The organism is Vibrio sp. B1FIG11 (assembly GCF_905175335.1).
In the GTDB taxonomy this organism is placed as follows: Bacteria; Pseudomonadota; Gammaproteobacteria; order Enterobacterales; family Vibrionaceae; genus Vibrio; species Vibrio campbellii.
On sequence record NZ_HG992751.1, the window covers coordinates 3,424,074 to 3,449,179 of the forward strand.

At 46.3% G+C, this 25,106-nt stretch carries 21 protein-coding genes and 4 tRNA genes; 5 read left to right on the forward strand and 20 right to left on the reverse strand.

Annotated features, from left to right (window positions below):
• The first annotated feature begins 94 nt into the window (after positions 1-94).
• Complete coding sequence (gene purD, locus KHO06_RS15870) at positions 95-1,384, forward strand: phosphoribosylamine--glycine ligase (RefSeq protein WP_212581859.1); 1,290 nt, start codon at positions 95-97, stop codon at positions 1,382-1,384.
• A gap of 84 nt (positions 1,385-1,468) precedes the next feature.
• Here the strand turns inward: purD and KHO06_RS15875 are convergent, their stop codons facing one another.
• Positions 1,469-2,167 (reverse strand): DUF1481 domain-containing protein, encoded by a 699-nt coding sequence (locus KHO06_RS15875; RefSeq protein WP_010650823.1) that lies wholly within the window; start codon positions 2,165-2,167, stop codon positions 1,469-1,471.
• A gap of 39 nt (positions 2,168-2,206) precedes the next feature.
• Positions 2,207-2,479, reverse strand: a complete 273-nt coding sequence (hupA, locus tag KHO06_RS15880; RefSeq protein ID WP_005433627.1) for a nucleoid-associated protein HU-alpha — start codon at positions 2,477-2,479, stop codon at positions 2,207-2,209.
• Between the two features lie 253 nt (positions 2,480-2,732).
• On the opposite strand from hupA, the gene KHO06_RS15885 reads away from it, so the two are divergent.
• Complete coding sequence (locus KHO06_RS15885; protein ID WP_005433628.1) at positions 2,733-3,866, forward strand: hemolysin family protein; 1,134 nt, start codon at positions 2,733-2,735, stop codon at positions 3,864-3,866.
• A gap of 80 nt (positions 3,867-3,946) precedes the next feature.
• Here KHO06_RS15885 and KHO06_RS15890 read toward each other — a convergent pair whose 3' ends face one another.
• Positions 3,947-4,534, reverse strand: coding sequence for a DUF416 family protein (locus tag KHO06_RS15890; RefSeq protein WP_005433631.1), 588 nt, complete (start codon positions 4,532-4,534; stop codon positions 3,947-3,949).
• Positions 4,535-4,600: 66 nt separating this feature from the next.
• On the opposite strand from KHO06_RS15890, the gene KHO06_RS15895 reads away from it, so the two are divergent.
• Entirely contained in the window at positions 4,601-5,524 is a 924-nt protein-coding gene (locus tag KHO06_RS15895) for a D-2-hydroxyacid dehydrogenase (protein ID WP_212581860.1), read from the forward strand.
• 7 nt (positions 5,525-5,531) lie between these two features.
• On the forward strand, positions 5,532-6,104 hold the full coding sequence (locus KHO06_RS15900) for a uracil-DNA glycosylase family protein (protein WP_010444391.1): 573 nt from the start codon (positions 5,532-5,534) through the stop codon (positions 6,102-6,104).
• A 240-nt stretch (positions 6,105-6,344) separates the two neighbouring features.
• On the opposite strand, the gene hemE is transcribed toward KHO06_RS15900, so the two are convergent.
• From hemE to nudC, 4 genes are all read right to left on the reverse strand, one after another.
• Positions 6,345-7,412 (reverse strand): uroporphyrinogen decarboxylase, encoded by a 1,068-nt coding sequence (hemE, locus tag KHO06_RS15905; protein ID WP_212581861.1) that lies wholly within the window; start codon positions 7,410-7,412, stop codon positions 6,345-6,347.
• A gap of 304 nt (positions 7,413-7,716) precedes the next feature.
• On the reverse strand, positions 7,717-8,460 hold the full coding sequence (locus tag KHO06_RS15910) for a hypothetical protein (protein ID WP_212581862.1): 744 nt from the start codon (positions 8,458-8,460) through the stop codon (positions 7,717-7,719).
• Between the two features lie 4 nt (positions 8,461-8,464).
• Positions 8,465-8,956 (reverse strand): hypothetical protein, encoded by a 492-nt coding sequence (locus KHO06_RS15915; RefSeq protein ID WP_212581863.1) that lies wholly within the window; start codon positions 8,954-8,956, stop codon positions 8,465-8,467.
• Positions 8,957-9,077: 121 nt separating this feature from the next.
• Positions 9,078-9,860 carry an NAD(+) diphosphatase gene (gene nudC, locus KHO06_RS15920; protein ID WP_212581864.1) on the reverse strand — a complete coding sequence of 261 codons (783 nt, stop codon included), beginning with the start codon at positions 9,858-9,860 and terminating at the stop codon, positions 9,078-9,080.
• Between the two features lie 178 nt (positions 9,861-10,038).
• Between nudC and KHO06_RS15925 the strand changes: the two genes are divergently transcribed.
• The gene (locus tag KHO06_RS15925; RefSeq protein ID WP_010650836.1) at positions 10,039-10,530 is read left to right on the forward strand and encodes an Rsd/AlgQ family anti-sigma factor; all 492 of its coding nucleotides are present in this window, start codon (positions 10,039-10,041) and stop codon (positions 10,528-10,530) included.
• A 447-nt stretch (positions 10,531-10,977) separates the two neighbouring features.
• Here the strand turns inward: KHO06_RS15925 and rpoC are convergent, their stop codons facing one another.
• From rpoC to KHO06_RS15990, 13 genes are all read right to left on the reverse strand, one after another.
• Complete coding sequence (gene rpoC, locus KHO06_RS15930; protein ID WP_005433640.1) at positions 10,978-15,180, reverse strand: DNA-directed RNA polymerase subunit beta'; 4,203 nt, start codon at positions 15,178-15,180, stop codon at positions 10,978-10,980.
• Positions 15,181-15,286: 106 nt separating this feature from the next.
• On the reverse strand, positions 15,287-19,315 hold the full coding sequence (gene rpoB / locus KHO06_RS15935) for a DNA-directed RNA polymerase subunit beta (protein ID WP_005433641.1): 4,029 nt from the start codon (positions 19,313-19,315) through the stop codon (positions 15,287-15,289).
• 250 nt (positions 19,316-19,565) lie between these two features.
• Entirely contained in the window at positions 19,566-19,934 is a 369-nt protein-coding gene (gene rplL / locus KHO06_RS15940) for a 50S ribosomal protein L7/L12 (protein WP_005433642.1), read from the reverse strand.
• Between the two features lie 57 nt (positions 19,935-19,991).
• Positions 19,992-20,486 (reverse strand): 50S ribosomal protein L10, encoded by a 495-nt coding sequence (rplJ, locus tag KHO06_RS15945; protein WP_005533792.1) that lies wholly within the window; start codon positions 20,484-20,486, stop codon positions 19,992-19,994.
• Between the two features lie 293 nt (positions 20,487-20,779).
• On the reverse strand, positions 20,780-21,481 hold the full coding sequence (gene rplA / locus KHO06_RS15950; protein WP_005384683.1) for a 50S ribosomal protein L1: 702 nt from the start codon (positions 21,479-21,481) through the stop codon (positions 20,780-20,782).
• 4 nt (positions 21,482-21,485) lie between these two features.
• Positions 21,486-21,914 carry a 50S ribosomal protein L11 gene (rplK, locus tag KHO06_RS15955; RefSeq protein ID WP_005451125.1) on the reverse strand — a complete coding sequence of 143 codons (429 nt, stop codon included), beginning with the start codon at positions 21,912-21,914 and terminating at the stop codon, positions 21,486-21,488.
• A gap of 142 nt (positions 21,915-22,056) precedes the next feature.
• Entirely contained in the window at positions 22,057-22,605 is a 549-nt protein-coding gene (nusG, locus tag KHO06_RS15960) for a transcription termination/antitermination protein NusG (protein ID WP_005451123.1), read from the reverse strand.
• Between the two features lie 13 nt (positions 22,606-22,618).
• A complete protein-coding gene (secE, locus tag KHO06_RS15965) occupies positions 22,619-22,999 on the reverse strand; it encodes a preprotein translocase subunit SecE (protein ID WP_005451121.1) in 381 nt (126 codons plus the stop codon).
• A gap of 266 nt (positions 23,000-23,265) precedes the next feature.
• Positions 23,266-24,450 carry an elongation factor Tu gene (tuf, locus tag KHO06_RS15970; protein ID WP_005438393.1) on the reverse strand — a complete coding sequence of 395 codons (1,185 nt, stop codon included), beginning with the start codon at positions 24,448-24,450 and terminating at the stop codon, positions 23,266-23,268.
• Positions 24,451-24,551: 101 nt separating this feature from the next.
• Positions 24,552-24,627 (reverse strand) — tRNA-Thr (locus tag KHO06_RS15975).
• A gap of 13 nt (positions 24,628-24,640) precedes the next feature.
• Positions 24,641-24,715 (reverse strand) — tRNA-Gly (locus KHO06_RS15980).
• Between the two features lie 35 nt (positions 24,716-24,750).
• Positions 24,751-24,835 (reverse strand) — tRNA-Tyr (locus KHO06_RS15985).
• 52 nt (positions 24,836-24,887) lie between these two features.
• Positions 24,888-24,963, reverse strand: a tRNA-Thr gene (locus tag KHO06_RS15990).
• Positions 24,964-25,106: the final 143 nt, after the last annotated feature.

The window sequence follows — 25,106 nt, forward strand, 5'->3', positions numbered from 1 at the left end:
CAAGGGGGAGTTAGAAGGGGTCTGTTGTACGTACACGACTTACCCCTCCCAACCTCCCCTTAATAAGGGGAGGAGCGAAATCAAAGGAAATATTATGAATATTCTTATCATTGGTTCAGGCGGTCGTGAACACGCACTAGGTTGGAAAGCGGCGCAAAACCCAAATGTTGAGACTATCTTCGTTGCTCCAGGTAACGCAGGCACAGCACTTGAGCCTAAACTAGAGAACGTAAATATCGCAGTAGAAGACATCGCAGGTCTGGTTGCTTTTGCAAAAGAGAAAGCGGTTGAACTGACTATTGTCGGTCCTGAAGCACCGCTGGTTATCGGTGTTGTGGATGCTTTCCGCGAAGCAGGCCTGCCAATCTTCGGCCCAACACAAGCAGCAGCGCAGCTTGAGGGCTCTAAAGCGTTTACCAAAGACTTCCTTGCTCGTCACCAAATCCCAACGGGCGCATACGCGAACTTCACTGAAATAGAGCCAGCTCTTGCTTACGTACGTGAACAAGGTGCGCCGATTGTGGTGAAAGCTGACGGCCTTGCTGCTGGCAAAGGCGTTATCGTAGCGATGACACTAGAAGAAGCTGAAGAGGCAATCAAAGACATGCTAGCAGGCAACGCATTTGGTGATGCTGGTAGCCGTGTCGTTATCGAAGAGTTCCTAGATGGTGAAGAAGCAAGCTTCATCGTTATGGTGGATGGTGAGAACGTTCTGCCAATGGCCACCAGCCAAGATCACAAACGCGTAGGCGACAAAGATACCGGTCCTAACACAGGTGGCATGGGTGCATATTCTCCTGCTCCAGTCGTGACACAAGAAATCCACAACCGCATCATGGAAGAAGTGATTTACCCAACGGTACGCGGCATGGCTTCTGAAGGTAACCCTTACACTGGTTTCCTATACGCGGGTCTGATGATCGACAAAGACGGCACTCCGAAAGTAATCGAGTACAACTGCCGCTTCGGTGATCCTGAGACGCAACCTATCATGATGCGTATGGAATCGGATCTTGTTGAACTCTGCCTAGCAGCAATCGACGAGAAACTGGATCAAGCGGAATCGAAGTGGGATCCACGAGCATCAATTGGTATCGTGCTAGCAGCCGGCGGCTACCCTGCCGCATACAACAAAGGCGACGTAATTTCGGGTCTGCCACAAGTTGAAATTGAAGGCGAAAAAGTCTTCCATGCTGGTACAGATAACAAAGACGGCGACATCGTGACAAACGGTGGTCGCGTTCTTTGTGCAACGGCACTTGGCAACAGCGTATCAGAAGCGCAGCAGCGTGCTTACGAGCTTGCAAAACAGATCAGTTGGGATGGTATGTTCCATCGTAACGACATCGGCTACCGTGCGATAGCACGTGAGCAAGAAAAATAAAAACAACTTCAGTTGGCTAAAAAGACAAAAGGCGCACTCAGCGCCTTTTTTATTGTTCTTTTTCGAGAGAATTCGAAGCCATGTCTATTCAGAGATCAACTTTGGTCGTGGTACACAATCAAAGTCATCATCATTGAGCATCAGCAATTCATCAACGGTCGCCGCATTACGCGACTCTTTACCAATAAACGCAATGTAACTGTCCACTGACGCCAATCTATCAATCACAAACTTAGGTAGGGTCTGATTGAATTCCAACGTCGTAAACTCTCGCCCTTTGCAGGTTTCGAACGTTTCACCATCCCAATAACCTTGGATTAGGCTCTGGCCATCACGAGATTGTTTCTTGATAGACGTAACGACATCGTTCGCCTCTTGCTTGTAACGCTCTAACTGGTCGCGCTGTAAGGGCAGCACTTTCCCATTCACACGGTACTGCTGATAGACCGCGTCACCATCTTTATTGAATCGAATGTGGATTTGAAAAGGCACCAATCCTTGTTTGGCATCGAGTTGCTTACCTTTTCGAATCAACTCTCTTAGCTCACCATCATCCCAGCGATAATCACTCTGGTACGAGCCGTAATCTCCCATCGTGACATAGTCTGCTGCCGTACTGACGCGTGTAAGACGCTCTGTCATCCAATATAAACTAGTTGCATCACCCATGATTTTCCCGCCTGAGAAATGGGTAAATTGGTCAAGATTTGGGGTTTCAACAGAAGAACAGCCAACAAGAGCGAGGCTTGATAGAAGGAGCGAAGTGAGTAGATGTTTTTTCATGAAATTGCACCGAGGCAGGATACCTCGGTGCATTTTAACTTAGTTTACTGATTCTTTCAGCGCTTTACCTGCTACGAATGCAGGTACGTTAGCTGCTGCGATTTGAATCTCGTCACCAGTCTTAGGGTTACGACCAGTACGTGCAGCACGGTGGTTTACTTTGAATGTACCAAAACCAATTAGTTGAACTTGGTCACCCTCTTTAAGAGCGCCAGTAACACCCTCAAGAGTTGCTTCAAGAGCAGCTTTAGCTTGTGCTTTAGATAGGTCTGCTTTCTCTGCAATAAAGTCGATTAATTGGGTCTTGTTCATTAGGTTTCCCTTCTCATATGTTATCGAATTCATCTCACTCTAAAACATAAATGCCCCATCTGGCAAAGGTTTGTAAGCGATCTTTCGATTTTCTGACGTAGTTTTAGCCATAATATGAGTAATAACTCACAATTTGTTACTACTTGTACGGGGAAAGCTCTTGCTTTCTAATGCAATAAGAACGATTTATAGGGCGCTTTTGCGGTTATAATCGCTTAAAATCCCGACTATCACATTACATTCAAGGGCAACTATGCTGCTGTTATCCATTTATATCTCTATTGCTATCGGCATTTCGTTTATCTGTTCGGTACTGGAGGCGGTACTTCTTAGTATCAGTCCGAGCTACATTGCGCAGCTCAAACAACAGGGGCACCCTGCTTCTGCTCAGTTAGAAAAACTGAAAGCAGACATCGACCGACCACTGGCTTCGATCCTGACCCTGAACACCATTGCTCACACTATCGGTGCAGCAACGGCAGGTGCACAAGCGGCGGTAGTGTTCGGTAGCGAAGCACTAGGTATCTTCTCTGCGGTACTGACACTGGCGATTCTTGTTCTATCAGAAATCGTACCTAAGACGATTGGTGCAACTTACTGGCGCCAACTTGCACCATCTGCGGCGGTATCGCTACGTTGGATGGTATGGGCACTAACACCATTCGTATGGTTCTCTGAGCAAATCACTAAGCGTCTAGCTCGTAACCACGAAGCACCAAAAATGCGTGATGAGCTGTCTGCTATGGCTATTCTGGCAAAAGAAAGCGGTGAGTTCGCAGAAGGTGAATCAAAGATCCTAAGCAACCTACTTGGTATTCAAGATGTGCCAGTAACACAAGTTATGACTCCGCGCCCAGTAGTATTTCGCGTTGACGCGACCATGACCATCAATGACTTTCTAGAGAAGCATAAAGAGACGCCTTTCTCTCGCCCACTGGTTTACAGCGAGCAGAAAGACAACATCATTGGTTTTGTGCACCGTCTAGAGCTGTTCAAGCTGCAACAATCAGGCAGCGGCCAAAAACAACTTGGCTCGGTCATGCGCCCAATCCAAGTGGTACTGAACAACACCGCTCTGCCTAAAGTGTTCGACCAGATGATGACTCACCGCCTGCAGCTAGCGCTTGTGGTTGACGAATACGGTACAGTACAAGGCTTGGTAACGCTAGAAGACATCTTTGAGCACCTATTGGGTGAAGAGATCATCGATGAAGCGGATAAGAGCACTGACATGCAAGAACTGGCTTACCAACGCTGGGAAAGCTGGAAAGAAAAGCACGGCGTAATTGAAAGCCGCGATGACGATGAAGAAGAGGAAGAACTGGAGAAACAGGACAAAGAGCCAGAAGCTCAAGAGCCAACCAAACCAGAATCTAAAGAATCGTAATCAGCATGGGGCGTAATCGCTCAAACGCAAAAACAAAAAAGGCATCCAATCTGGATGCCTTTGTTTTATCTATTCAACGATTAAAGTGCGATGCCGATGTTACTCACGGCTTCTTCGCGTAGTTCTTCACGCAAATCTTTAATCAAGCAGATGTCGCGCTCTACCGCTTCACGCAGTGGGCGGAAGATAGCCCATTGAACATCCCACTCTTCACATACGGCTTCATTTTCTTTTTGATTGTCGTTGGTGATTGGCTCTGAACCTTGTGCTTGTTCTAGGTCAGCCACGGTTTTTACCGACTGTTGGCTCACTTTAAGCATTGAATCGAAAAGGTAGTCGCGATCCAACAGACCGTGCAACAGCGTCGACAAGCTCTGACACGCATCCATCGCTGGATAAACACCGTAAAAATCGAATTCATCCGCACTTGGGAACAACTCTTCTAACTTCTCTAATTGACGTTCAAAATTAATTTTCGCGTTCTTAACCGTCAGAATTTCCCATACACTATCAAGAATCGCTCGGTAAGCACGTGGCTCAGCAAATTCTGTATTCTCACAAAACATCGCATAGTTTGGATACATGCGTTCACACAGACACGCCATGAAGGTAATTTGTTGCCAAGGTTCTAGTTTTTCCAAACGAACCTGAAGAGGATTCTTAAGCATAGTCACTCAATCATTGAAGAAAAAAACAGCGAAAGTGTACTTGATTCATCACAGGGAAAAAAGTTAATGCAGCATCCAAATCAGATTTTCCTGCTCTCAGAGCATCGCGACACCTACGAAACGTTACTGGCAGAGAAAAATCTGCCCGATCTTTGCCTCACCGACCAACCTGAAGAAGCTCAGATCGTACTGGCGGATCCACCATTACTACCACAAAGGTTAGACGAGTTTTCACAGCTTGAGTGGGTGCAATCCACATTTGCGGGGGTGAACGCTTTAATGTCACCGGATCTGCGCCAAGATTACACTCTGACCAACGTACGCGGTATTTTCGGCCCATTAATTGCCGAGTACGTAATTGGCTACTGCATTGCTCACTTCCGCCACTTTATGCAATACCACCAGCAACAACAGAGCAAGCAGTGGCAACCGCATCTGTACACCTCGCTGCAAAACAAAACCATGGTGATTCTTGGTACAGGCAGCATAGGTAGCCACTTGGGTAAAGCGGCACAATTGATGGGCATGAAAACCGTAGGGATCAATCGTACTGGTATCCCAACTTCTGGTGGCGAATTTACTCAAACCTTTCATATCAATGAACTGGCAAGCGCATTTCATCAAGCGGACATTGTGGTAAATACACTGCCGAGCACGCCAGACACTCAACGCTTACTCAACAGCGAGGTGCTAAGCCACCTTAATCAGGCACTGTTATTTAATGTCGGAAGAGGTGATGTGATTGATGATACTGGTCTATTGCTCGCGCTCAAGAATCGTTGGGTCGAACATGCTTTTCTCGATGTGTTTGAACAAGAGCCACTCTCACCGCAACATCCTTTTTGGAAACTTCCGCAAGTAACCATCACACCCCACATCGCAGCATTGAGTTTCCCAGAGCAAGTGGTCGACATTTTTGCAGACAACTACTTGAGTTGGCGAGACGGGTTCTCTCTAAATAATCAGGTCGATTTCGATAAAGGGTATTAACCATCTTATGTCTTTAGAAACATTGCTAAAGCAAGTACGAGCCTGCCAGATCTGCGCAGACGATTTACCTTTGGGTGCAAATCCTGTCGTACAAGCAGCAAAAGACGCACGCATCCTAATCATCGGACAAGCGCCAGGGACGCGCGTACACAAAACCTCGATACCTTGGAATGACCCAAGCGGCGATCGGTTACGCCAATGGCTCGATATCGACAAAGACACTTTCTACGACCCAAACAAAATAGCCATTGTCCCGATGGGCTTCTGCTATCCAGGCAAGGGGAACTCTGGCGATTTGCCTCCTCGCAAAGAGTGTGCGCCTGCTTGGCATAAAAAGATTCTAGATCAGTTGCCCAATATAGAGCTGACACTACTGATTGGTCAGTACTCACAACAGTACTATCTCACCAACAAACCAAAAACACTCACGCAAACTGTTCAGCAATGGCAGGACTGGGAGCCTGACTTTATCCCGCTTCCTCACCCTTCTCCACGCAACACATTGTGGTTAAAGAAGAACCCTTGGTTTGAATCTGACGTCGTGCCATACCTTAAAAAGCGTGTCCATTCGATGCTTTAGGTTACCTATGATCTAATTGCTTGTTTATCTGTACAAGAAAATTTTCGCACAAGCACCAAGACTATAAATCATTGTTTATAAACACCTTAAGCAGCAACTGAACAGCTCGAGTAGTAATTAGATCATGGTAGACCAAATGCTATCAGAGCTGTACAACCTTGCGTTTCAGATAAAAAATCTGAATTTTGGGTAAAAAAATACCGGCACTGAAGGCCGGTATTTGATTTCAAAAATTCGAGGTTACTTATGGTATGGCTTAGATAGCTCGTGTACCGCTTCCACAAATACGCCTGCGTTTTCTGGCGGCACATCCAAGTGGATACCGTGGCCTAGGTTGAACACGTGACCAGTACCTGCATCGCCAAAGCCTTCTAGAATACCCGCGACTTCTTCACGGATACGCTCTGGTGAAGCGTAAAGCATTGATGGGTCCATATTACCTTGTAGAGCCACTTTATCGCCGATACGTGCTTTTGCGTCTGCGATGTTGATCGTCCAGTCTAGACCTACCGCATCACAGCCCGTTGCTGCGATTTGCTCAAGCCACATACCACCGTTCTTAGTGAACAACGTTACTGGCACACGGCGACTGTCGTTTTCACGAATCAGACCATCCACAATCTTGTGCATGTATTGCAGTGAGAACAGGTTGTAATCACGAGGAGTCAGTACACCGCCCCATGTATCAAATACCATCACCGACTGTGCACCCGCTTTAATTTGCGCGTTTAGGTACTCGATAACGCTGTCTGCTAACTTATCTAGAAGTAGGTGCAGCGTTTGTGGTTCTGCGTACATCATCTTCTTGATCTTGGTGAACGCTTTCGAGCTGCCGCCTTCAACCATGTAAGTCGCCAGTGTCCATGGGCTACCAGAGAAACCAATCAGTGGAACGTCACCGTTCAAATCTTTGCGGATTTGACGCACTGCGTTCATTACGTATTGCAGCTCGCCTTCTGGATCCGGCAGACCGATCTTTTCTACGTCTGCTTTGCAAGTGATAGGCTTATCGAAAACCGGACCTTCACCCGCAGCAAAGCGAAGCTCTAAGCCCATTGCATCTGGGATAGTTAGGATGTCAGAGAACAAGATCGCTGCATCAAGAGGAAAACGGCGTAGTGGCTGAAGCGTTACTTCTGACGCCAACTCCGCGTTTTTACACAAAGACATGAAATCGCCCGCTTGCGCACGAGTTGCTTTGTATTCTGGTAGGTAACGACCTGCCTGACGCATCATCCATACTGGCGTGTAATCTACTGGCTCTTTTAAAAGGGCACGCAGATAACGATCATTTTTTAATTCAGTCATTCCGTAATTCCAATTGTTAGGCTTTCTTTGAAAGGGGGTATTCTATCACTGATTTAAGGCTAATAGCTGTGTGCTTTGCAACCTGGATCAAGTTATTAACTTTTAAATCAGTGCTTAATTTGCACCCAATCGGTATCAGTGTTAAAAATTTGTTCGCTAGCGAAAACTACAATTATAAACTGAGTACCCGGTACTCAGCATCTCATAACGACATCTTACTTACCCCCTCCCTCTCGGAGGGTTTTTTTTACCTATTTTTCAATGAATTAAAAAAGCCACCTTTCGGTGGCTTCATATTTCATAATCATGATTGGCAAACTTTTTTCATGACCCCTTTTACATATCCTTTGGATAGGTAAGTCGGGCACAAAGCCTCCCGCACCGATTGCGAATCAATAATGTAATTCTCAAAGTTTGTTAGTGCCGTGTTAGCACACCCATTTGTTGCGACTTCTTTAGCCAGCGCAAACTGAGAATTACTCGGTCGATCAAGCGTATACAACAACGCATTCGAGACCTTTTCATCTTCACAATATTCTGGAGACTGCTTGACTGCCGCAGCATAGAATGGAATCGCGAGAGATTTAGAGACATTCTGGAACACCTTTGTCCCTTCTTCAAAACTTACGCTGCCTGCTGGAGAGAGTTCGGCGAGCAGTTGACCGTAACTCTCAACACACCCTTCCATCGAATACTTAATGCAAGATTGCGCTGCCGGAACTAAAGTTTTTGCGAAGCTTTGAGTAAAACCTTTGGATTTAGACAGAAACGCATACTCAGTGAGTAGCTGTTGCCCTAGACCAATTGCGCTATCCGCCGCTCCAGAAGAGACGTAATTATTGAAGGCACCAGTCGCGGCATCCGCCACGAGAACTTGCCATGCATCATCTCGTTTTGAAGGTCGAATATCGTTCGCGTGAGCGAGCAGTTCATTCCAGCTTTGCGTTTTATGAAGAGCAGTTAAGTCCTCCATGGAATAACGCTCTTCCGCCGCAAAAGCTGAAAAGCTAGATGCCACGGCAAGTAAAGGTAATAATATTTTGTTCATTACCTTAGTTCCACGCTTGCTTGAGGTACTTCAGCGTTGAAGAGTCGTACGCCGCGTTCGGGTTCAAAGCAACATTGAGAACGCTACCACCGTCATCAAGAGAGAATCCTGCTTTACGCGCCTCAACGGAATCTTGACCAACAAATTGGATCTGCTGAACTTTCTGGAATTCTTCTTTGTAAAGCGCGGCATGTTCAGTCGTCGTACATAGCTTGACCATATCGTCATAGATATTGTTGATTAAACTACCAAGCCAGCCCGTGGTTTTTACTTCGTCTAAACGAGCTTCAGCGAAGTCATAGTCATCCCATGCGGTCCAATCAAAGTTCGTTGCTAGAGCTTCATTGCCACAAGCAGCTTGTACTTTTGCGACGTTTTCCGTCATGGTATTTTCGGTCAACATGCGCTTCGCTTTCACTTCAATACTTGCCTGTGCCGAAACACTCACCAAAGAGAAAGACGCAATACCTAGCCATAACGCTGATCTGTATTTCATTAGACATACTCCTTTATTAATCATTGTGTCATTACAGAATGCTGTGCCAGGTCAGTCTAACAACCCCTTTTGTCTCAAAAGTGATTCTACATTTTCCTTTAATCGCTTTACGAGTCGGCTCTCAAGCCTGTTGAATATCACTAATTGTTTGCTCAATTAGCGCTCGTGCAATCGTTCCTTCTGGTGCGACTGGCGGCATCTTGTCAACACCAAACCATTGCGCATCGGATAACTCAGTGTAGTCAGGGTTCAATTCACCAGAGTCAAAATCGGCCAGAAAAGCCATCATCATGCTAGATGGAAACGCCCACGGCTGGCTGCCAAAGTAACGAATGTTTTTCACATGTACGCCCGTTTCTTCGTGCACCTCACGCGCCACACACTCCTCCAAGGTTTCACCCACCTCTAAAAAGCCCGCTATTACGGTATACATGCCATTTCGATGGCGAGGGTGCTGAGCTAGCAAGATTTGGTTGTCTTTACGCACAGCGACAATGATGCATGGGAAAATACGCGGATAATGCAAAGTACGGCACTCACCACACTGCATTGCCAATTGATTGTTATTGAGGAAATTACGACCGCCACATTGTGGGCAAAAGCGTAGGCTCTGTGTCATGTGGCCATATTGAATCGCTTTGCTGATCAGTAAGAAAAGCGCTTCTGGAAAATGCAGGCAATCACGCAGAGAAACCAGTTCTAAATCATTGTCTAAATCCGACAGGTTGAACCACATTACTGGGGCACCTTGGTATTCACCTATCTGCCTTGCGCTGCCCTCTGGCAGTGAGTACTGCTCTGCACTTCCGAAAGGAATAGCACCATCCACCAGCCAAACATCGCTTCCTGAAACAACACACCAATGGGCGTTTTTCGTACGGTTAACTTCACCTTTTCTTAACATTACAGCGTCCCTTTGCTTGAAGTTCATTCATTTTACTGGCAATCTAATTTCATACCAGAGTTTGTCGTTCGCCAATTTTGCAACTATAAATTCTAGTAAGGACAAGAGTTTGTAATCACTTTACTAACTTTGCTTTGCAAAGGATACGTTCGCCAATGGGCGATCAGATCATGAGGGCATGGTCATGCTAAAAAAATTCAAACAAACACAAGACCAATGGGGCGGCTCCAGTGACGTTATCGACCATTGGCTGGAAACGAGACAATCTCTGATTGTCGAATATTGTAAGCTTGCAGCACTGCAACCTTGTTCGAAATCCAATGTCATTGAACTCCCTTCTCCTGACGAACTTCAGCACTTCTGCCAACACCTTGTCGACTACATCTCCGAAGGTCACTTTAAAATCTACGATATGGTGATGGATAAGTGGAAAGCCACTGGCTTTGTCGCGACAGATGAAATCAACCAGACTTACGCGAAGATCGTCCTTACTACTGAGCCGTTACTGAACTTTACCGACAAATACTCTGATGTTTCCGCTGAAGATGAATTGTCTGATTTTGATCAGGACATGTCTTTGATTGGGGAAATCATTGAGACACGTTTCGCGGTAGAAGACCACTTGATTCAGTTGATTGCCGACAGTTTAGCAATGCCGCCTGGCGCATAGCGAGAAGCGAGAAGCGAGAAGCGAGAAGCGAGAAGCGAGAAGCGAGAAGCGAGAAGCGAGAAGCGAGAAGCGAGAAGCGAGAAGCGAGAAGCGAGAAGCGAGAAAATTCTTGAGGGTTGGCGTATGCACGTCAACCCTTTTTGTTTTTCGGGATTCGGGATTCGGGATTCGGGATTCGGGATTCGGGATTCGGGATTCGGGATTCGGGATTCGGGATTCGGGATTCGGGATTCGGGATTCGGGATTCGGGATTCGGTTCATTTTGTCTTTTTAGGAACAAGTCCTGTCAACACCTTTCGAGAGCAAGCTTCTTGTAACCCCCTCCAACAAACACTCCTCGACTCCTAAAGCGAAGCGCTCTCGACTCTCGGAGCGTAAGCGTTCTATTTGGCCTCCAAGAAACAAAAAAGGCACCCGAGGGTGCCTTTTCTTTTAAGATCTTAACGATTACTCGTCAGAAGAGAAGCCTGCGTTTAGAAGTGCAGCTAGGTTATCTGTTGCTTGTTCAGCAGATGGACCTTCTTGCGCTTCAGCACGTTTAGCTTGACGATCTTGGTGGTATGCGAAACCAGTACCAGCTGGGATCAGACGACCAACAATTACGTTCTCTTTCAGACCACGTAGGTCATCACGCTTACCAGAAACCGCAGCTTCTGTTAGTACGCGAGTTGTCTCCTGGAACGATGCCGCAGAGATGAACGACTCAGTCGCTAGAGATGCCTTAGTAATACCTAGTAGCTCACGCTCGAAACGTGCAGGCTCTTTGCCTTCAGCTTCTAGGTTACGGTTAGCAATCTTAACTTGTGAGTATTCAACTTGCTCACCAGGTAGGAACTCAGAGTCACCAGCGTGAGTAATTGTACACTTACGTAGCATTTGACGAACGATAGTCTCGATGTGCTTATCGTTAATCTTAACGCCTTGTAGACGGTAAACTTCTTGTACTTCGTTAGCGATGTACTGAGTTACAGCGTGTACGCCACGTAGACGTAGGATGTCATGTGGAGACTCTGGACCATCTGCGATCACGTCACCACGTTCAACACGCTCACCTTCAAATACGTTCAACTGACGATGCTTAGGAATCATCTCTTCGTAAGTATCACCGCTGTCGCGAGTGATAACTAGACGACGCTTACCTTTCGTTTCTTTACCAAAGCTCACAGTACCTGTGTGCTCAGCAAGGATCGCAGGCTCTTTAGGCTTACGAGCTTCGAATAGGTCAGCTACGCGTGGTAGACCACCGGTGATATCTTTGTTACCGCCAGATTTCTGAGGGATACGAGATAGTGTGTCACCAATGCCAACTTCAGCGCCATCTTCGATGTTTACAATCGCTTTACCAGGTAGGAAGTAGTGAGCTGGCATTTCTGTACCAGGGATCATTACATCGTTACCTTGCTCATCAACAAGTTTGATAGCTGGACGCATATCTTTACCTGCTGCTGGGCGAGCTGCTGGGTCAGTTACTTCGCTTGAAGATAGACCTGTTAGGTCATCTGTTTGACGAGAAACTGTAACACCGTCGATCATGTCTACGAACTGGATGCGACCTGCCACTTCAGTGATGATTGGCATGGTGTGCGCTTCCCAGTTAGCAACAACTTCACCAGCTGTTACTGCGTCGTTGTCGCCTTTGCTTAGCATCGAACCGTAAGGAAGTTTGTGCTTCTCTTTAGTACGACCGAATTCATCAATGATAGTTAGCTCAGATGCACGAGACGTGATTACTAGCTTCTTATCTTTGTTGATTACGAACTTAGCATTGTGCAGTTTAACTGTACCAGTTGTCTTCGCTTGGATGCTGTTCTCTGCTGCTGCAGTAGATGCTGCACCACCGATGTGGAACGTACGCATCGTAAGCTGTGTACCCGGTTCACCGATAGACTGAGCAGCGATAACACCTACTGCTTCACCTTGGTTCACTAGGTGACCACGTGCTAGGTCACGACCGTAACACTGTGCACAACAACCGAAGTCAGAATCACAAGTAACTACAGAGCGCACTTTCATGCTGTCTACTGAGTTCTCTTCCATGATCTGACACCACTTCTCATCAATTAGAGTGTTACGTGGGATCAGAACATCTTCTGTACCTGGCTTAAGAACGTCTTCAGCTACTACACGACCTAGCGCTAGCTCAGTTAGTGCAACTTTAACATCACCACCCTCGATGTGAGGCATCATGTCAACACCCTCATGAGTGCCACAGTCATGTTCAGTTACAACAACGTCTTGAGCAACGTCTACTAGACGACGAGTTAGGTAACCCGAGTTCGCTGTTTTCAGTGCCGTATCCGCAAGACCCTTACGAGCACCGTGCGTTGAGATAAAGTACTGAAGTACGTTTAGACCTTCTTTAAAGTTCGCAGTGATCGGCGTTTCGATGATCGAACCATCCGGACGAGCCATCAGACCACGCATACCCGCTAGCTGACGAATCTGAGCTGCAGAACCACGAGCACCCGAGTCAGCCATCATGTAGATGCTGTTAAACGATTCTTGTTGCTCTTCTTCACCGTCACGGTTAACTACCGTTTCAGATGAAAGGTTTGCCATCATCGCTTTCGCTACGCGATCGTTGGTCGATGCCCAGATATCGATAACTTTGTTGTATCGTTCGCCCGCAGTAACAAGACCAGATTGGTATTGTTCCTGGATTTCACGTACTTCTTCTTCCGCTTCTGCGATTTCAGTGTACTTAGCTGGCGGTACAACCATATCGTCGATACCAACAGATACACCAGATAGTGCCGCGTATGCGAAACCTGTGTACATGATTTGGTCAGCGAAGATTACAGTGTCTTTCAGACCTAGCTTACGGTACGCCTCGTTTAGTAGGTTAGAGATTTGCTTCTTACCTAGCTTTTGGTTAACGATGCTGTACGGTAGACCAGCTGGCACGATTTGCCATAGCATTGCACGACCGATAGTTGTATCAACCATCTTAGTCTCTGTTGTGCTGTTGCCGTCTTCGTCTACAACTGTTTCTGTAATACGTACTTTAACGCGTGCGTGAAGTTCAGCTTGCTTAGTGCGGTATGCTTTCTCAGCCTCTGCTGGGCCAGAAAGGTACATGCCTTCACCTTTCACGTTGATCTTGTCACGAGTCATGTAGTACAGACCCAATACAACGTCCTGAGAAGGTACGATGATCGGATCACCTGACGCTGGCGACAGAATGTTGTTTGTCGACATCATCAGAGTACGAGCTTCAAGCTGTGCCTCTAGAGTTAGAGGTACGTGAACCGCCATTTGGTCACCATCGAAGTCCGCGTTGTACGCCGCACACACTAGTGGGTGTAGCTGGATCGCTTTACCTTCGATTAGTACTGGTTCGAACGCCTGGATACCTAGACGGTGAAGTGTAGGTGCACGGTTCAATAGTACTGGGTGTTCGCGGATTACTTCGTCTAGGATATCCCAAACTACCGCTTCTTCACGCTCTACCATCTTCTTAGCAGCTTTGATTGTAGTCGCAAGACCACGAGTCTCTAGCTTGCTGTAGATAAATGGTTTGAATAGCTCAAGTGCCATCTTCTTAGGAAGACCACACTGGTGTAGACGAAGGTATGGACCTACTGTGATTACAGAACGGCCAGAGTAGTCTACACGTTTACCTAGAAGGTTCTGACGGAAACGACCTTGTTTACCCTTGATCATATCAGCAAGAGATTTCAGAGGACGCTTGTTAGAACCTGTGATCGCACGACCACGACGACCGTTATCTAGTAGCGCATCAACAGACTCTTGCAGCATACGTTTTTCGTTACGTACGATGATGTCCGGAGCAGCTAGCTCTAGAAGACGCTTCAAACGGTTGTTACGGTTGATCACACGACGGTATAGGTCGTTCAGATCTGAAGTCGCAAAACGACCGCCATCTAGTGGTACTAGAGGACGTAGATCTGGCGGAAGAACTGGAAGTACAGTTAGGATCATCCACTCTGGGTTGTTGCCAGATTGAATAAACGCTTCTACCAGTTTCAGACGCTTAGTTACTTTCTTACGCTTAGTTTCAGAGTTAGTTGTTTCTAGCTCTTCACGCATCTGTTCTGCTTCAGCGTGCATATCCATAGAACCTAGTAGGTCCTTGATTGCTTCTGCACCCATCTTAGCAGTGAACTCGTCGCCCCACTCTTCTAGACGATCCAGATACTCTTCTTCAGTAAGCATCTGAGATTTTTCTAGATCAGTCATACCCGGTTCTGTTACTACGTACATTTCGAAGTAAAGAACACGTTCGATATCACGTAGAGGGATATCCATTAGTAGACCGATACGAGACGGTAGCGATTTTAGGAACCAGATGTGAGCTACTGGTGAAGCTAGCTCGATGTGGCCCATACGGTCACGACGAACTTTAGTTTGTGTAACTTCTACACCACACTTCTCACAGATAACACCACGGTGCTTCAGGCGCTTGTACTTACCACAAAGACATTCGTAGTCTTTAACTGGACCAAAGATACGCGCACAGAACAGACCATCGCGTTCAGGTTTGAACGTACGATAGTTGATCGTTTCAGGTTTTTTAACTTCACCGAAAGACCATGAACGGATCATGTCTGGTGAAGATAGACCGATTTTGATTGCATCAAATTCTTCGGTCTTATGCTGTGCTTTTAGAAAGTTTAATAAGTCTTTCACAATCAGCTCCTGTAAGGAGTTAAAAGGAGCTCACCCGCTAAAGTGAGCACCTTCTACCAAATAATCGCTTTATATCTCTCTCAACCTTGGTCGAGAGAGAAAGAGATTACTCTTCGTCTTCTAGCTCGATGTTGATACCTAGCGAGCGAATCTCTTTCAACAATACGTTGAACGATTCTGGCATACCAGGTTCCATGCTGTGGTTACCGTCTACGATGTTTTTGTACATCTTAGTACGGCCGTTAACGTCATCCGACTTAACCGTTAGCATTTCTTGTAGAGTGTAAGCAGCACCGTATGCTTCTAGTGCCCATACTTCCATCTCACCGAAACGCTGACCACCGAACTGAGCTTTACCACCAAGTGGCTGCTGAGTTACTAGGCTGTACGAACCAGTTGAACGAGCGTGCATCTTGTCATCAACAAGGTGGTTCAGTTTCAGCATGTACATGTAACCTACAGTTACAGGACGCTCAAACTGGTCACCTGTGCGACCATCAAACAGTTTTAGCTGACCAGATTCTGGTAGGTCTGCTAGTTTCAGTAGCGCTTTAATAGACGCTTCTGGTGCACCGTCAAATACTGGAGTCGCGATTGGTAGGCCGCCACGTAGGTTCTTGATCAGAGTACGAACTTCGTCATCAGATAGAGAAGCAATGTCTACTTTCTGGCGAGTTTCGCCTAGATCGTAAACTTTCTGTAGGAACTCGCGGAATTTCGCTAGTTCTTGCTGCTCTTTAACCATCTGGTTGATCTTGTCACCGATACCTTTCGCTGCCAGACCTAAGTGTACTTCTAGGATCTGACCGATGTTCATACGCGAAGGTACACCCAGTGGGTTAAGTACGATGTCTACAGGCTGACCTTTTTCATCGTATGGCATGTCTTCAACAGGGTTGATCTTAGAGATTACACCCTTGTTACCGTGACGACCCGCCATCTTATCACCAGGCTGGATGCGACGTTTAACCGCTAGGTAAACCTTAACGATCTTCAGTACGCCAGGTGCTAGATCATCACCTTGTGTGATCTTACGACGCTTAGTTTCGAATTTCTTATCGAAGTCAGCTTTTAGCTCGTCCCACTGCTCAGCAAGTTGCTCTAGCTGAGTTTGTAGAGCGTCATCTTCTAGCGTTAGTTCTAGCCACTTCTTACGATCAGTTGTGTCTAGTTTCGCTTCAGAGTAACCGCCATCGATCAATACAGCGCGAACACGGTTTAGAAGGCCACCCTCAAGAATCTGGAATTCTTCAGTTAGGTCTTTCTTCGCTTCTTTAAGCTGCATTTGCTCGATTTCAAGCGCACGCTTGTCTTTCTCTACGCCATCGCGAGTAAAGACTTGAACGTCGATAATCGTACCTGAAACAGAGTTAGGTACACGTAGTGAAGTATCTTTAACGTCAGATGCTTTTTCACCGAAGATTGCACGTAGTAGCTTCTCTTCAGGCGTTAGCTGAGTTTCACCTTTAGGTGTTACTTTACCAACTAGGATGTCGCCACCCTTAACTTCAGCACCGATGTAAACGATACCTGACTCGTCTAGTTTAGACAGAGCAGATTCACCTACGTTTGGAATATCCGCTGTGATCTCTTCAGAACCAAGCTTAGTATCACGCGCCACACAAGTAAGTTCTTGGATGTGGATAGTCGTGAAGCGGTCTTCTTGAACTACGCGCTCAGATACTAGGATCGAGTCTTCGAAGTTGTAACCGTTCCAAGGCATGAACGCGATACGCATGTTTTGACCAAGCGCTAGTTCACCAAGGTCTGTTGAAGGACCATCAGCAAGAACGTCACCGCGTGATACAGGTTCACCTGGCATCACACATGGGCGCTGGTTAATACATGTGTTCTGGTTAGAACGTGTGTATTTAGTCAGGTTGTAGATGTCGATACCAGCTTCACCTGGTACTAGCTCTTCTTCGTTCACTTTAACAACGATACGAGAAGCATCTACTGACTGGATTACACCACCACGTTTAGCAACTGCAGTTACACCTGAGTCAACTGCTACGTTACGTTCAATACCAGTACCAACTAGAGGCTTGTCAGCCTTAAGTGTTGGAACTGCCTGACGTTGCATGTTCGCACCCATCAATGCACGGTTCGCATCATCGTGTTCTAGGAACGGGATAAGCGATGCAGCGATAGATACAACCTGGTTTGTCGCAACGTCCATGTACTGAGCGTGCTCACGAGGGTGTAGACCAGATTCACCTTTTTGACGAGCTGTGATCAGCTCATCTGCAAAACCGCCTTCTTCAGTTAGCGCAGCGTTAGCCTGTGCGATAACGAATTGGCCTTCTTCGATTGCAGATAGGTAATCTACTTCGTCTGTTACAACGCCATCTACAACGCGACGGTATGGTGTCTCTAGGAAACCGTACTCGTTACAACGCGCAAACGCAGATAGAGAGTTGATCAGACCGATGTTTGGACCTTCCGGCGTTTCGATAGGACATAGACGACCGTAGTGAGTTACGTGTACGTCACGTACTTCGAAGCCAGCACGTTCACGAGTTAGACCGCCAGGACCCAATGCAGAAATACGACGCTTGTGCGTTACTTCTGATAGCGGGTTGTTTTGGTCCATGAACTGTGAAAGCTGTGAAGAACCAAAGAATTCTTTAACAGCTGCAGAGATTGGTTTCGCGTTGATCAGGTCTTGAGGCATGATTGCGTCAAGATCGCCTAGGCTTAGACGCTCTTTAACTGCACGCTCAACACGTACTAGACCTACACGGAACTGGTTCTCAGCCATTTCGCCTACAGAACGGATACGACGGTTGCCAAGGTGGTCGATATCGTCCACTTCGCCTTTACCGTTACGGATCGCGATAAGCTTCTTCATCACTTCAACGATGTCTAGCTCGTCAAGTGTGCCTTGCTCTTGAGCATCTTCACGGCCGATAGAGCTGTTGAACTTCATACGACCAACAGTCGATAGATCGTAACGCTCTTCAGAGAAGAATAGGCTTTCGAATAGTGCTTCTGCAGCTTCTTTTGTTGGTGGCTCGCCAGGGCGCATCATGCGGTAGATTTCTACCAATGCAGAAATACGATCAACAGTGCTGTCGATACGTAGTGTTTCTGACATGAATGGACCGTGGTCTAGATCGTTGGTGAACAACGTTTCTAGTGATTTGTGGCCAGCCTGAGATAGGTTCGCTAGTGCTTCCAGGCTAATTTCCTGGTTAGCGTTAACAATGATCTCGCCTGTTGCTTCGTTGATGTAATCTTTCGATGCAACTTTACCAACGATGTACTCAACTGGTACTTCGATGTGATCAACGCCATCTTTTTCTAGTTGGCGGATATGACGAGCTGTAACGCGGCGACCTTGCTCAACGTAAGTTTTACCGTTCGCTTCGATGTCGAATGACGCAGTTTCACCACGTAGACGATCAGGAACCAACTCCATTAGTAGAGTTTGGTCTTTCACTTCGAAGTTCACTTTCTCGAAGAAGATATCTAGAATTTCTTCTGACGTCTTACCAAGTGCACGAAGGATGATCGAAGCTGGTAGCTTACGACGACGGTCGATACGTACGTATAGGTTATCCTTAGGATCGAACTCAAAGTCTAGCCATGAGCCACGGTAAGGAATTACACGTGCGTTATATAGAACTTTACCTGAAGAGTGGGTCTTACCCTTATCGCTGTCGAAGAACACGCCTGGGCTTCGGTGCAGCTGGGATACGATAACCCTCTCGGTACCGTTAATTACGAAGGTACCATTGTCTGTCATAAGCGGAATTTCGCCCATGTAGACTTCTTGTTCTTTAATGTCTTTTACAGTACCTGCTGGCGCGTCTTTATCAAAGATTACTAGACGTAGTTTTACGCGTAGTGGCTTTGAGTAAGTTACACCGCGGATTTGACATTCTTTAACGTCAAAAACTGGCTCACCAAGACGGTAGCTAACGTATTGCAGCTCAGAATTGCCGTTGTAGCTCTGAATTGGGAATACAGAACGGAAAGCAGCTTCAAGACCGTATTGACCTTCAGGATCCTGTTCGATGAATTTGTCGAACGAATCGAGCTGGATCGATAGCAGGTATGGAATGTCCAAAACTTGTGGACGAGTACCAAAGTCCTTACGGATGCGCTTTTTCTCGGTATAAGAGTAAACCATGGGGTTCCTCAGCTCGCTGATAAGTGACCCAAACTGTCCGCCCGCTCCTAGTTACTTAAGGGGGGTAAGGGACAGTGACTAAATAGCTGTTTACTGTAGTGACATTTCATTGCGTAGGAATGAAATGTTTTTTGCTCGGGGACAGGCGCTTAAACAGCGGGAAAATTCGCCTATACCCTACAGCGCAAAAAGGCCGGTGGTTAAAAAACCACCAGCCAATTAGCCGTTAGGCTAAGAAACTATGCAATAATTACTTAACAGCAACAGTTGCACCAGCTTCTTCTAGCTGAGCTTTAAGTGCGTCAGCTTCTGCTTTGTCAACACCTTCTTTAAGAGGTGCTGGAGCGCCGTCTACAAGAGCTTTAGCTTCTTTAAGACCTAGGCCAGTTGCGCCACGTACTGCTTTGATTACAGCAACTTTGTTACCGCCAGCAGATTCTAGGATTACGTCAAATTCAGTTTGCTCAGCTGCAGCTTCGCCGCCTGCTGCGCCACCTGCAACTACTGCAGCAGCAGCAGATACACCGAATTTCTCTTCCATAGCTTCGATTAGTTCAACAACTTGCATTACAGACATTTCTGCAACTGCGTCTAGGATTTGCTCGTTAGTAATAGACATAACAATTCTCTTTTAAGTCAACAATAAGTTTATTTTGCAACCAGTAAAAAGCAAGGCTTAAGCCGCTGCTTCTTCTTTTTGATCGCGGATAGCAGCGATAGTACGTACCAGCTTGCCAGCAGAAGCTTCTTTCATGCACATCATTAGGCGTGCGATTGCTTCGTCGTAAGTTGGTAGTGTTGCTAGTACTTCAGCGTCAGTTACAGCGCCTTCAAATGCAGCAGCTTTGATCTCGAAATCTTTGTTCTCTTTAGCGAAGTCTTTGAAAAGACGCGCTGCAGCACCTGGGTGCTCGTTAGAGAACGCGATTAGAGTAGGACCAGTGAAAGTGTCAGTTAGACACTCGTAGTCTGTACCCTGAACCGCACGACGTGCTAGAGTGTTACGCACGACTTTCATGTAAACACCCGCTTCGCGAGCTTGTTTACGTAGAGAAGTCATCGCGCCAACTTCAACGCCACGAGAATCAGCTACAACTGCAGAAAGTGCACCACTGGCAGCTTCGTTGACTTCAGCAACAATTGCTTTTTTGTCTTGAAGGTTTAAAGCCATCTTGGATTTACTCCTGGTTGTCGTTACACCACTCACTATCATCACGACAGTGAGAGCTATTGAGGTGCATTCCCAGAAGAAAGTTAACTATTTACATAGAGCTTTCTGTCAGTTCGGGCACCATCTACGTAGGATGATTAAGTTTGTCTTGAGAACAAACACCTACGGTCTTGGACGGAGACTGGGTCTTAATTCATTTCGAACTAGGAGACAGTTCAAAGAACCAATGTTCAGCCCCAACCACAAATATTAGGCGCAAAATTATACACAAATTTTGCGCCTAAGCAAATAAATTATGCTTGAGTGTTCAGGCTAGCCTGATCAACAGCAACACCAGCACCCATAGTAGTAGAGATGCTTACTTTCTTCAGGAAAGTACCTTTCGCTGAAGATGGCTTAGCTTTCTTCAGAGCAACTAGAAGAGCTTCTAGGTTCTCTTTGATCTGCTCAGCAGAGAAGTTTGCTTTACCGATAGTAGTGTGGATGATGCCGTTTTTGTCGTTACGGTAACGAACCTGACCAGCTTTAGCGTTCTTAACCGCTTCAGCAACGTTAGGAGTTACAGTACCAACTTTAGGGTTTGGCATTAGACCGCGAGGACCTAGGATAGTACCTAGTTGACCTACAACGCGCATTGCATCTGGAGAAGCAACAACTACGTCGAAGTTCATTTCGCCTTTCTTAACTTGCTCAGCAAGATCTTCCATACCAACGATGTCTGCGCCAGCTTCTTTAGCTGCTTCAGCGTTTGCACCTTGAGTGAACACTGCAACGCGGATTTCGCGGCCAGTACCGTGAGGCAGTACAGTTGCACCACGTACGTTCTGGTCAGATTTACGAGCATCGATGCCTAGGTTAACAGCAACGTCAACAGACTCTACGAATTTAGCAGTAGCTAGTTCTTGAAGAAGAGCAACAGCTTCGTTGATTTCGTACTCTTTAGTTACGTCAACTTTTTCGCGGATTACGCGCATGCGCTTAGTTAGTTTAGCCATCTTATTAACCCTCTACCACTAGGCCCATTGAACGAGCAGTACCAGCGATTGAGCGCTTCATCGCTTCGATGTCAGCACCAGTCATATCAGCAGCTTTAGTTTCTGCGATTTCTTGGATTTGAGCGTCAGTTACAGTACCAACTTTTTCAGTGTTTGGACGACCTGAACCAGACTTAACGCCAGCAGCTTTCTTAAGAAGAACAGCAGCAGGTGGAGTCTTAGTTACGAACGTGAAAGAACGGTCGTTGTATACAGTGATAACAACAGGAGTAGGTAGACCTTTCTCTAGAGATTCTGTTTTCGCGTTGAACGCTTTACAGAATTCCATGATGTTAACACCGTGTTGACCTAGTGCAGGACCAACTGGTGGACTTGGGTTCGCCATACCAGCTGCAACTTGTAGCTTGATGTAAGCTTCAACTTTCTTAGCCATGATAATTCCTAAGTTTGGGTACAAACGCTAATCACCGATCAGCTCCCCGTTTATGAAAAAACTCTTTACTTCACCAGAAGTAAAAAGGCGCGAAATTATAGTCATAATTCGCGCCTTAGACAACCCTTAAAAAGGTGTTTTTTTAATCAAGTTTTTCAACCTGACCAAATTCAAGCTCAACTGGTGTTGCACGACCAAAGATCGATACAGACACTTTCAGGCGGCTCTTCTCGTAATCCACTTCTTCAACAGTACCATTGAAGTCAGCAAATGGACCTTCATTAACACGTACCACTTCGCCCGCTTCGTACATAGTACGTGGACGAGGAGCTTCACTCGCTTTTTCAAGACGGTTAAGAATAGCGTCAGCTTCCTTATCTGTGATAGGTGCCGGACGGTCTGAGGTACCACCAATGAAGCCCATGACACGCGGCACACTGCGTACTAGGTGCCATGATTCATCGTTCATAATCATCTGAACAAGGACGTACCCTGGGAAGAACTTACGCTCAGATTTACGACGCTGACCCGCGCGCATTTCTACTACTTCTTCAGTAGGAACAAGTACTTCACCGAATAGCTCTTCCATGCTGTGCATTTTGATATGCTCGCGAAGAGATTGAGCTACACGACCTTCAAATCCAGAGAAGGCTTGAACCACATACCAGCGTTTTTTTGGAGCTTCACTCATGAATTAAAACCCTCTATACCCCAGTCGCTAGAGCTACTAGACGAACCATAATGCCGTCAATACCCCAAAGCGCTAGAGCCATTACAATACTTACAGCTAAAACGATCAGTGTTGTTTGCATAGTTTCTTGGCGTGTAGGCCAAACAACCTTACGAACTTCCATACGAGATTCTTTTGCAAAACTGATCGCTGCTTTACCTTTAGTCGTTGTTGCTGCAACGCCAAGGGCAGCTGCAATAAGAACAACAACGCCTGCAGCGCGAACAACTACAGACATTTCACCATACAGGTAATTACCCACAACAGCGGCCGCTGCTAATACGAAAGCGGCAATCCACTTAAACGTATCTGCTGCGTTTGAGCTATCAGGAGTTTCAGCATTATTTGCTTTCATAAACCAACCTGTCACAAGTCTTAATATAGACGACAACAACCCCGCTGTTGCAGGGCAAACTCCATATCGCTGAAAAAATCAGCGCTACTCTCTTAAGATTAAGCCTGTCTGGCCAATCTTGCTCTGCTCTCAACCAAAATCTGAACAAGAAAACAGCTAAAATAATGTTGAGTGCAGAAAAAGGGCATCAAATGATGCCCTTTTTGCTACTGGTTCGTCAAATCTAATTCAAGATTTTCCGAAGACATTCGTTAATTCGTTAAGAATTAGTCGAAGATCTTAGCAACAACACCAGCACCTACAGTACGGCCACCTTCACGGATAGCGAAACGTAGGCCTTCATCCATAGCGATAGGAGCGATTAGCTCAACTTGCATTTGGATGTTGTCGCCTGGCATTACCATTTCTACGCCTTCTGGTAGAGAGATGTCACCAGTTACGTCAGTTGTACGGAAGTAGAACTGTGGACGGTAGCCTTTGAAGAATGGAGTGTGACGACCACCTTCATCTTTAGACAGTACGTATACTTCTGACTCGAACTTAGTGTGTGGAGTGATTGAACCAGGCTTAGCTAGTACTTGACCACGTTCAACTTCATCACGCTTAGTACCACGTAGAAGTGCACCAACGTTCTCACCAGCGCGGCCTTCGTCAAGAAGCTTACGGAACATTTCAACACCAGTACATGTAGTAGTAGTAGTGTCTTTGATACCAACGATAGCAACTTCGTCACCTACGTTTAGGATACCACGTTCGATACGGCCAGTTACTACTGTACCACGACCTTGGATTGAGAATACGTCTTCGATAGGCATTAGGAATGGCATATCTACTGCACGCTCTGGCTCAGGGATGTATGAATCTAGCGCTTCTGCTAGTTCAACAATCTTAGCTTCCCACTGCTCTTCGCCGTTTAGTGCGCCTAGTGCAGAACCTTGGATAACTGGTAGGTCATCACCTGGGAAATCGTACTCAGATAGAAGTTCACGAACTTCCATTTCTACTAGTTCTAGTAGCTCTTCATCGTCAACCATGTCACATTTGTTCATGAATACGATGATGTATGGGATACCAACCTGACGGCCTAGTAGGATGTGCTCACGAGTTTGTGGCATTGGGCCATCTGTAGCAGCAACTACAAGAATACCGCCGTCCATCTGTGCAGCACCAGTGATCATGTTTTTAACGTAATCCGCGTGTCCTGGACAGTCAACGTGCGCGTAGTGGCGAGTTGGAGTGTCGTACTCTACGTGAGAAGTAGCGATTGTGATACCGCGCTCACGCTCTTCTGGAGCGTTATCGATAGATGCGAAGTCACGAGCAGCACCGCCGTATACTTTAGCAAGTGTTGTACAGATAGCAGCTGTTAGAGTTGTTTTACCGTGGTCAACGTGGCCGATAGTACCAACGTTTACGTGCGGTTTTACACGTTCAAATTTTTCTTTAGACATGAGTAGTCCCTCTAGGTACGGATTTAGGTGGCCCGAATTGACCACGCAACCAAAAAAGATAATTGGTAAATCTTATATCAAAAGGAAATAACTTTGAGAGCTGGTGCTGATAGGCAGACTCGAACTGCCGACCTCATCCTTACCAAGGATGCGCTCTACCACCTGAGCTATATCAGCACTCAAATTAGAGTGGAGCGGGCAGCGGGAATCGAACCCGCATCATCAGCTTGGAAGGCTGAGGTAATAGCCATTATACGATGCCCGCAACACGTAACTCTGAGAGCTATTTCCTAAAGAATATGGTGGAGGGGGACGGATTCGAACCATCGAAGGCAGTGCCGGCAGATTTACAGTCTGCTCCCTTTGGCCACTCGGGAACCCCTCCAAAATTTCAAGCCATTCTTACTACAATTATTTCTCTAAGAAACAGGAAAGAATGGTGCCGACTACCGGAATCGAACTGGTGACCTACTGATTACAAGTCAGTTGCTCTACCTACTGAGCTAAGTCGGCATAAGTGGTGCGCATTCTATTGAATGATTTTCTAGGTTGCAATAGCTATTTCAAAAAAAAACGTAAAATTAGACTTTTTAGAATCAATTGCTGCAAAATCATACAAACCTCGCTTTTTAAAGCAAACTTTCGAGCTTTGTCGT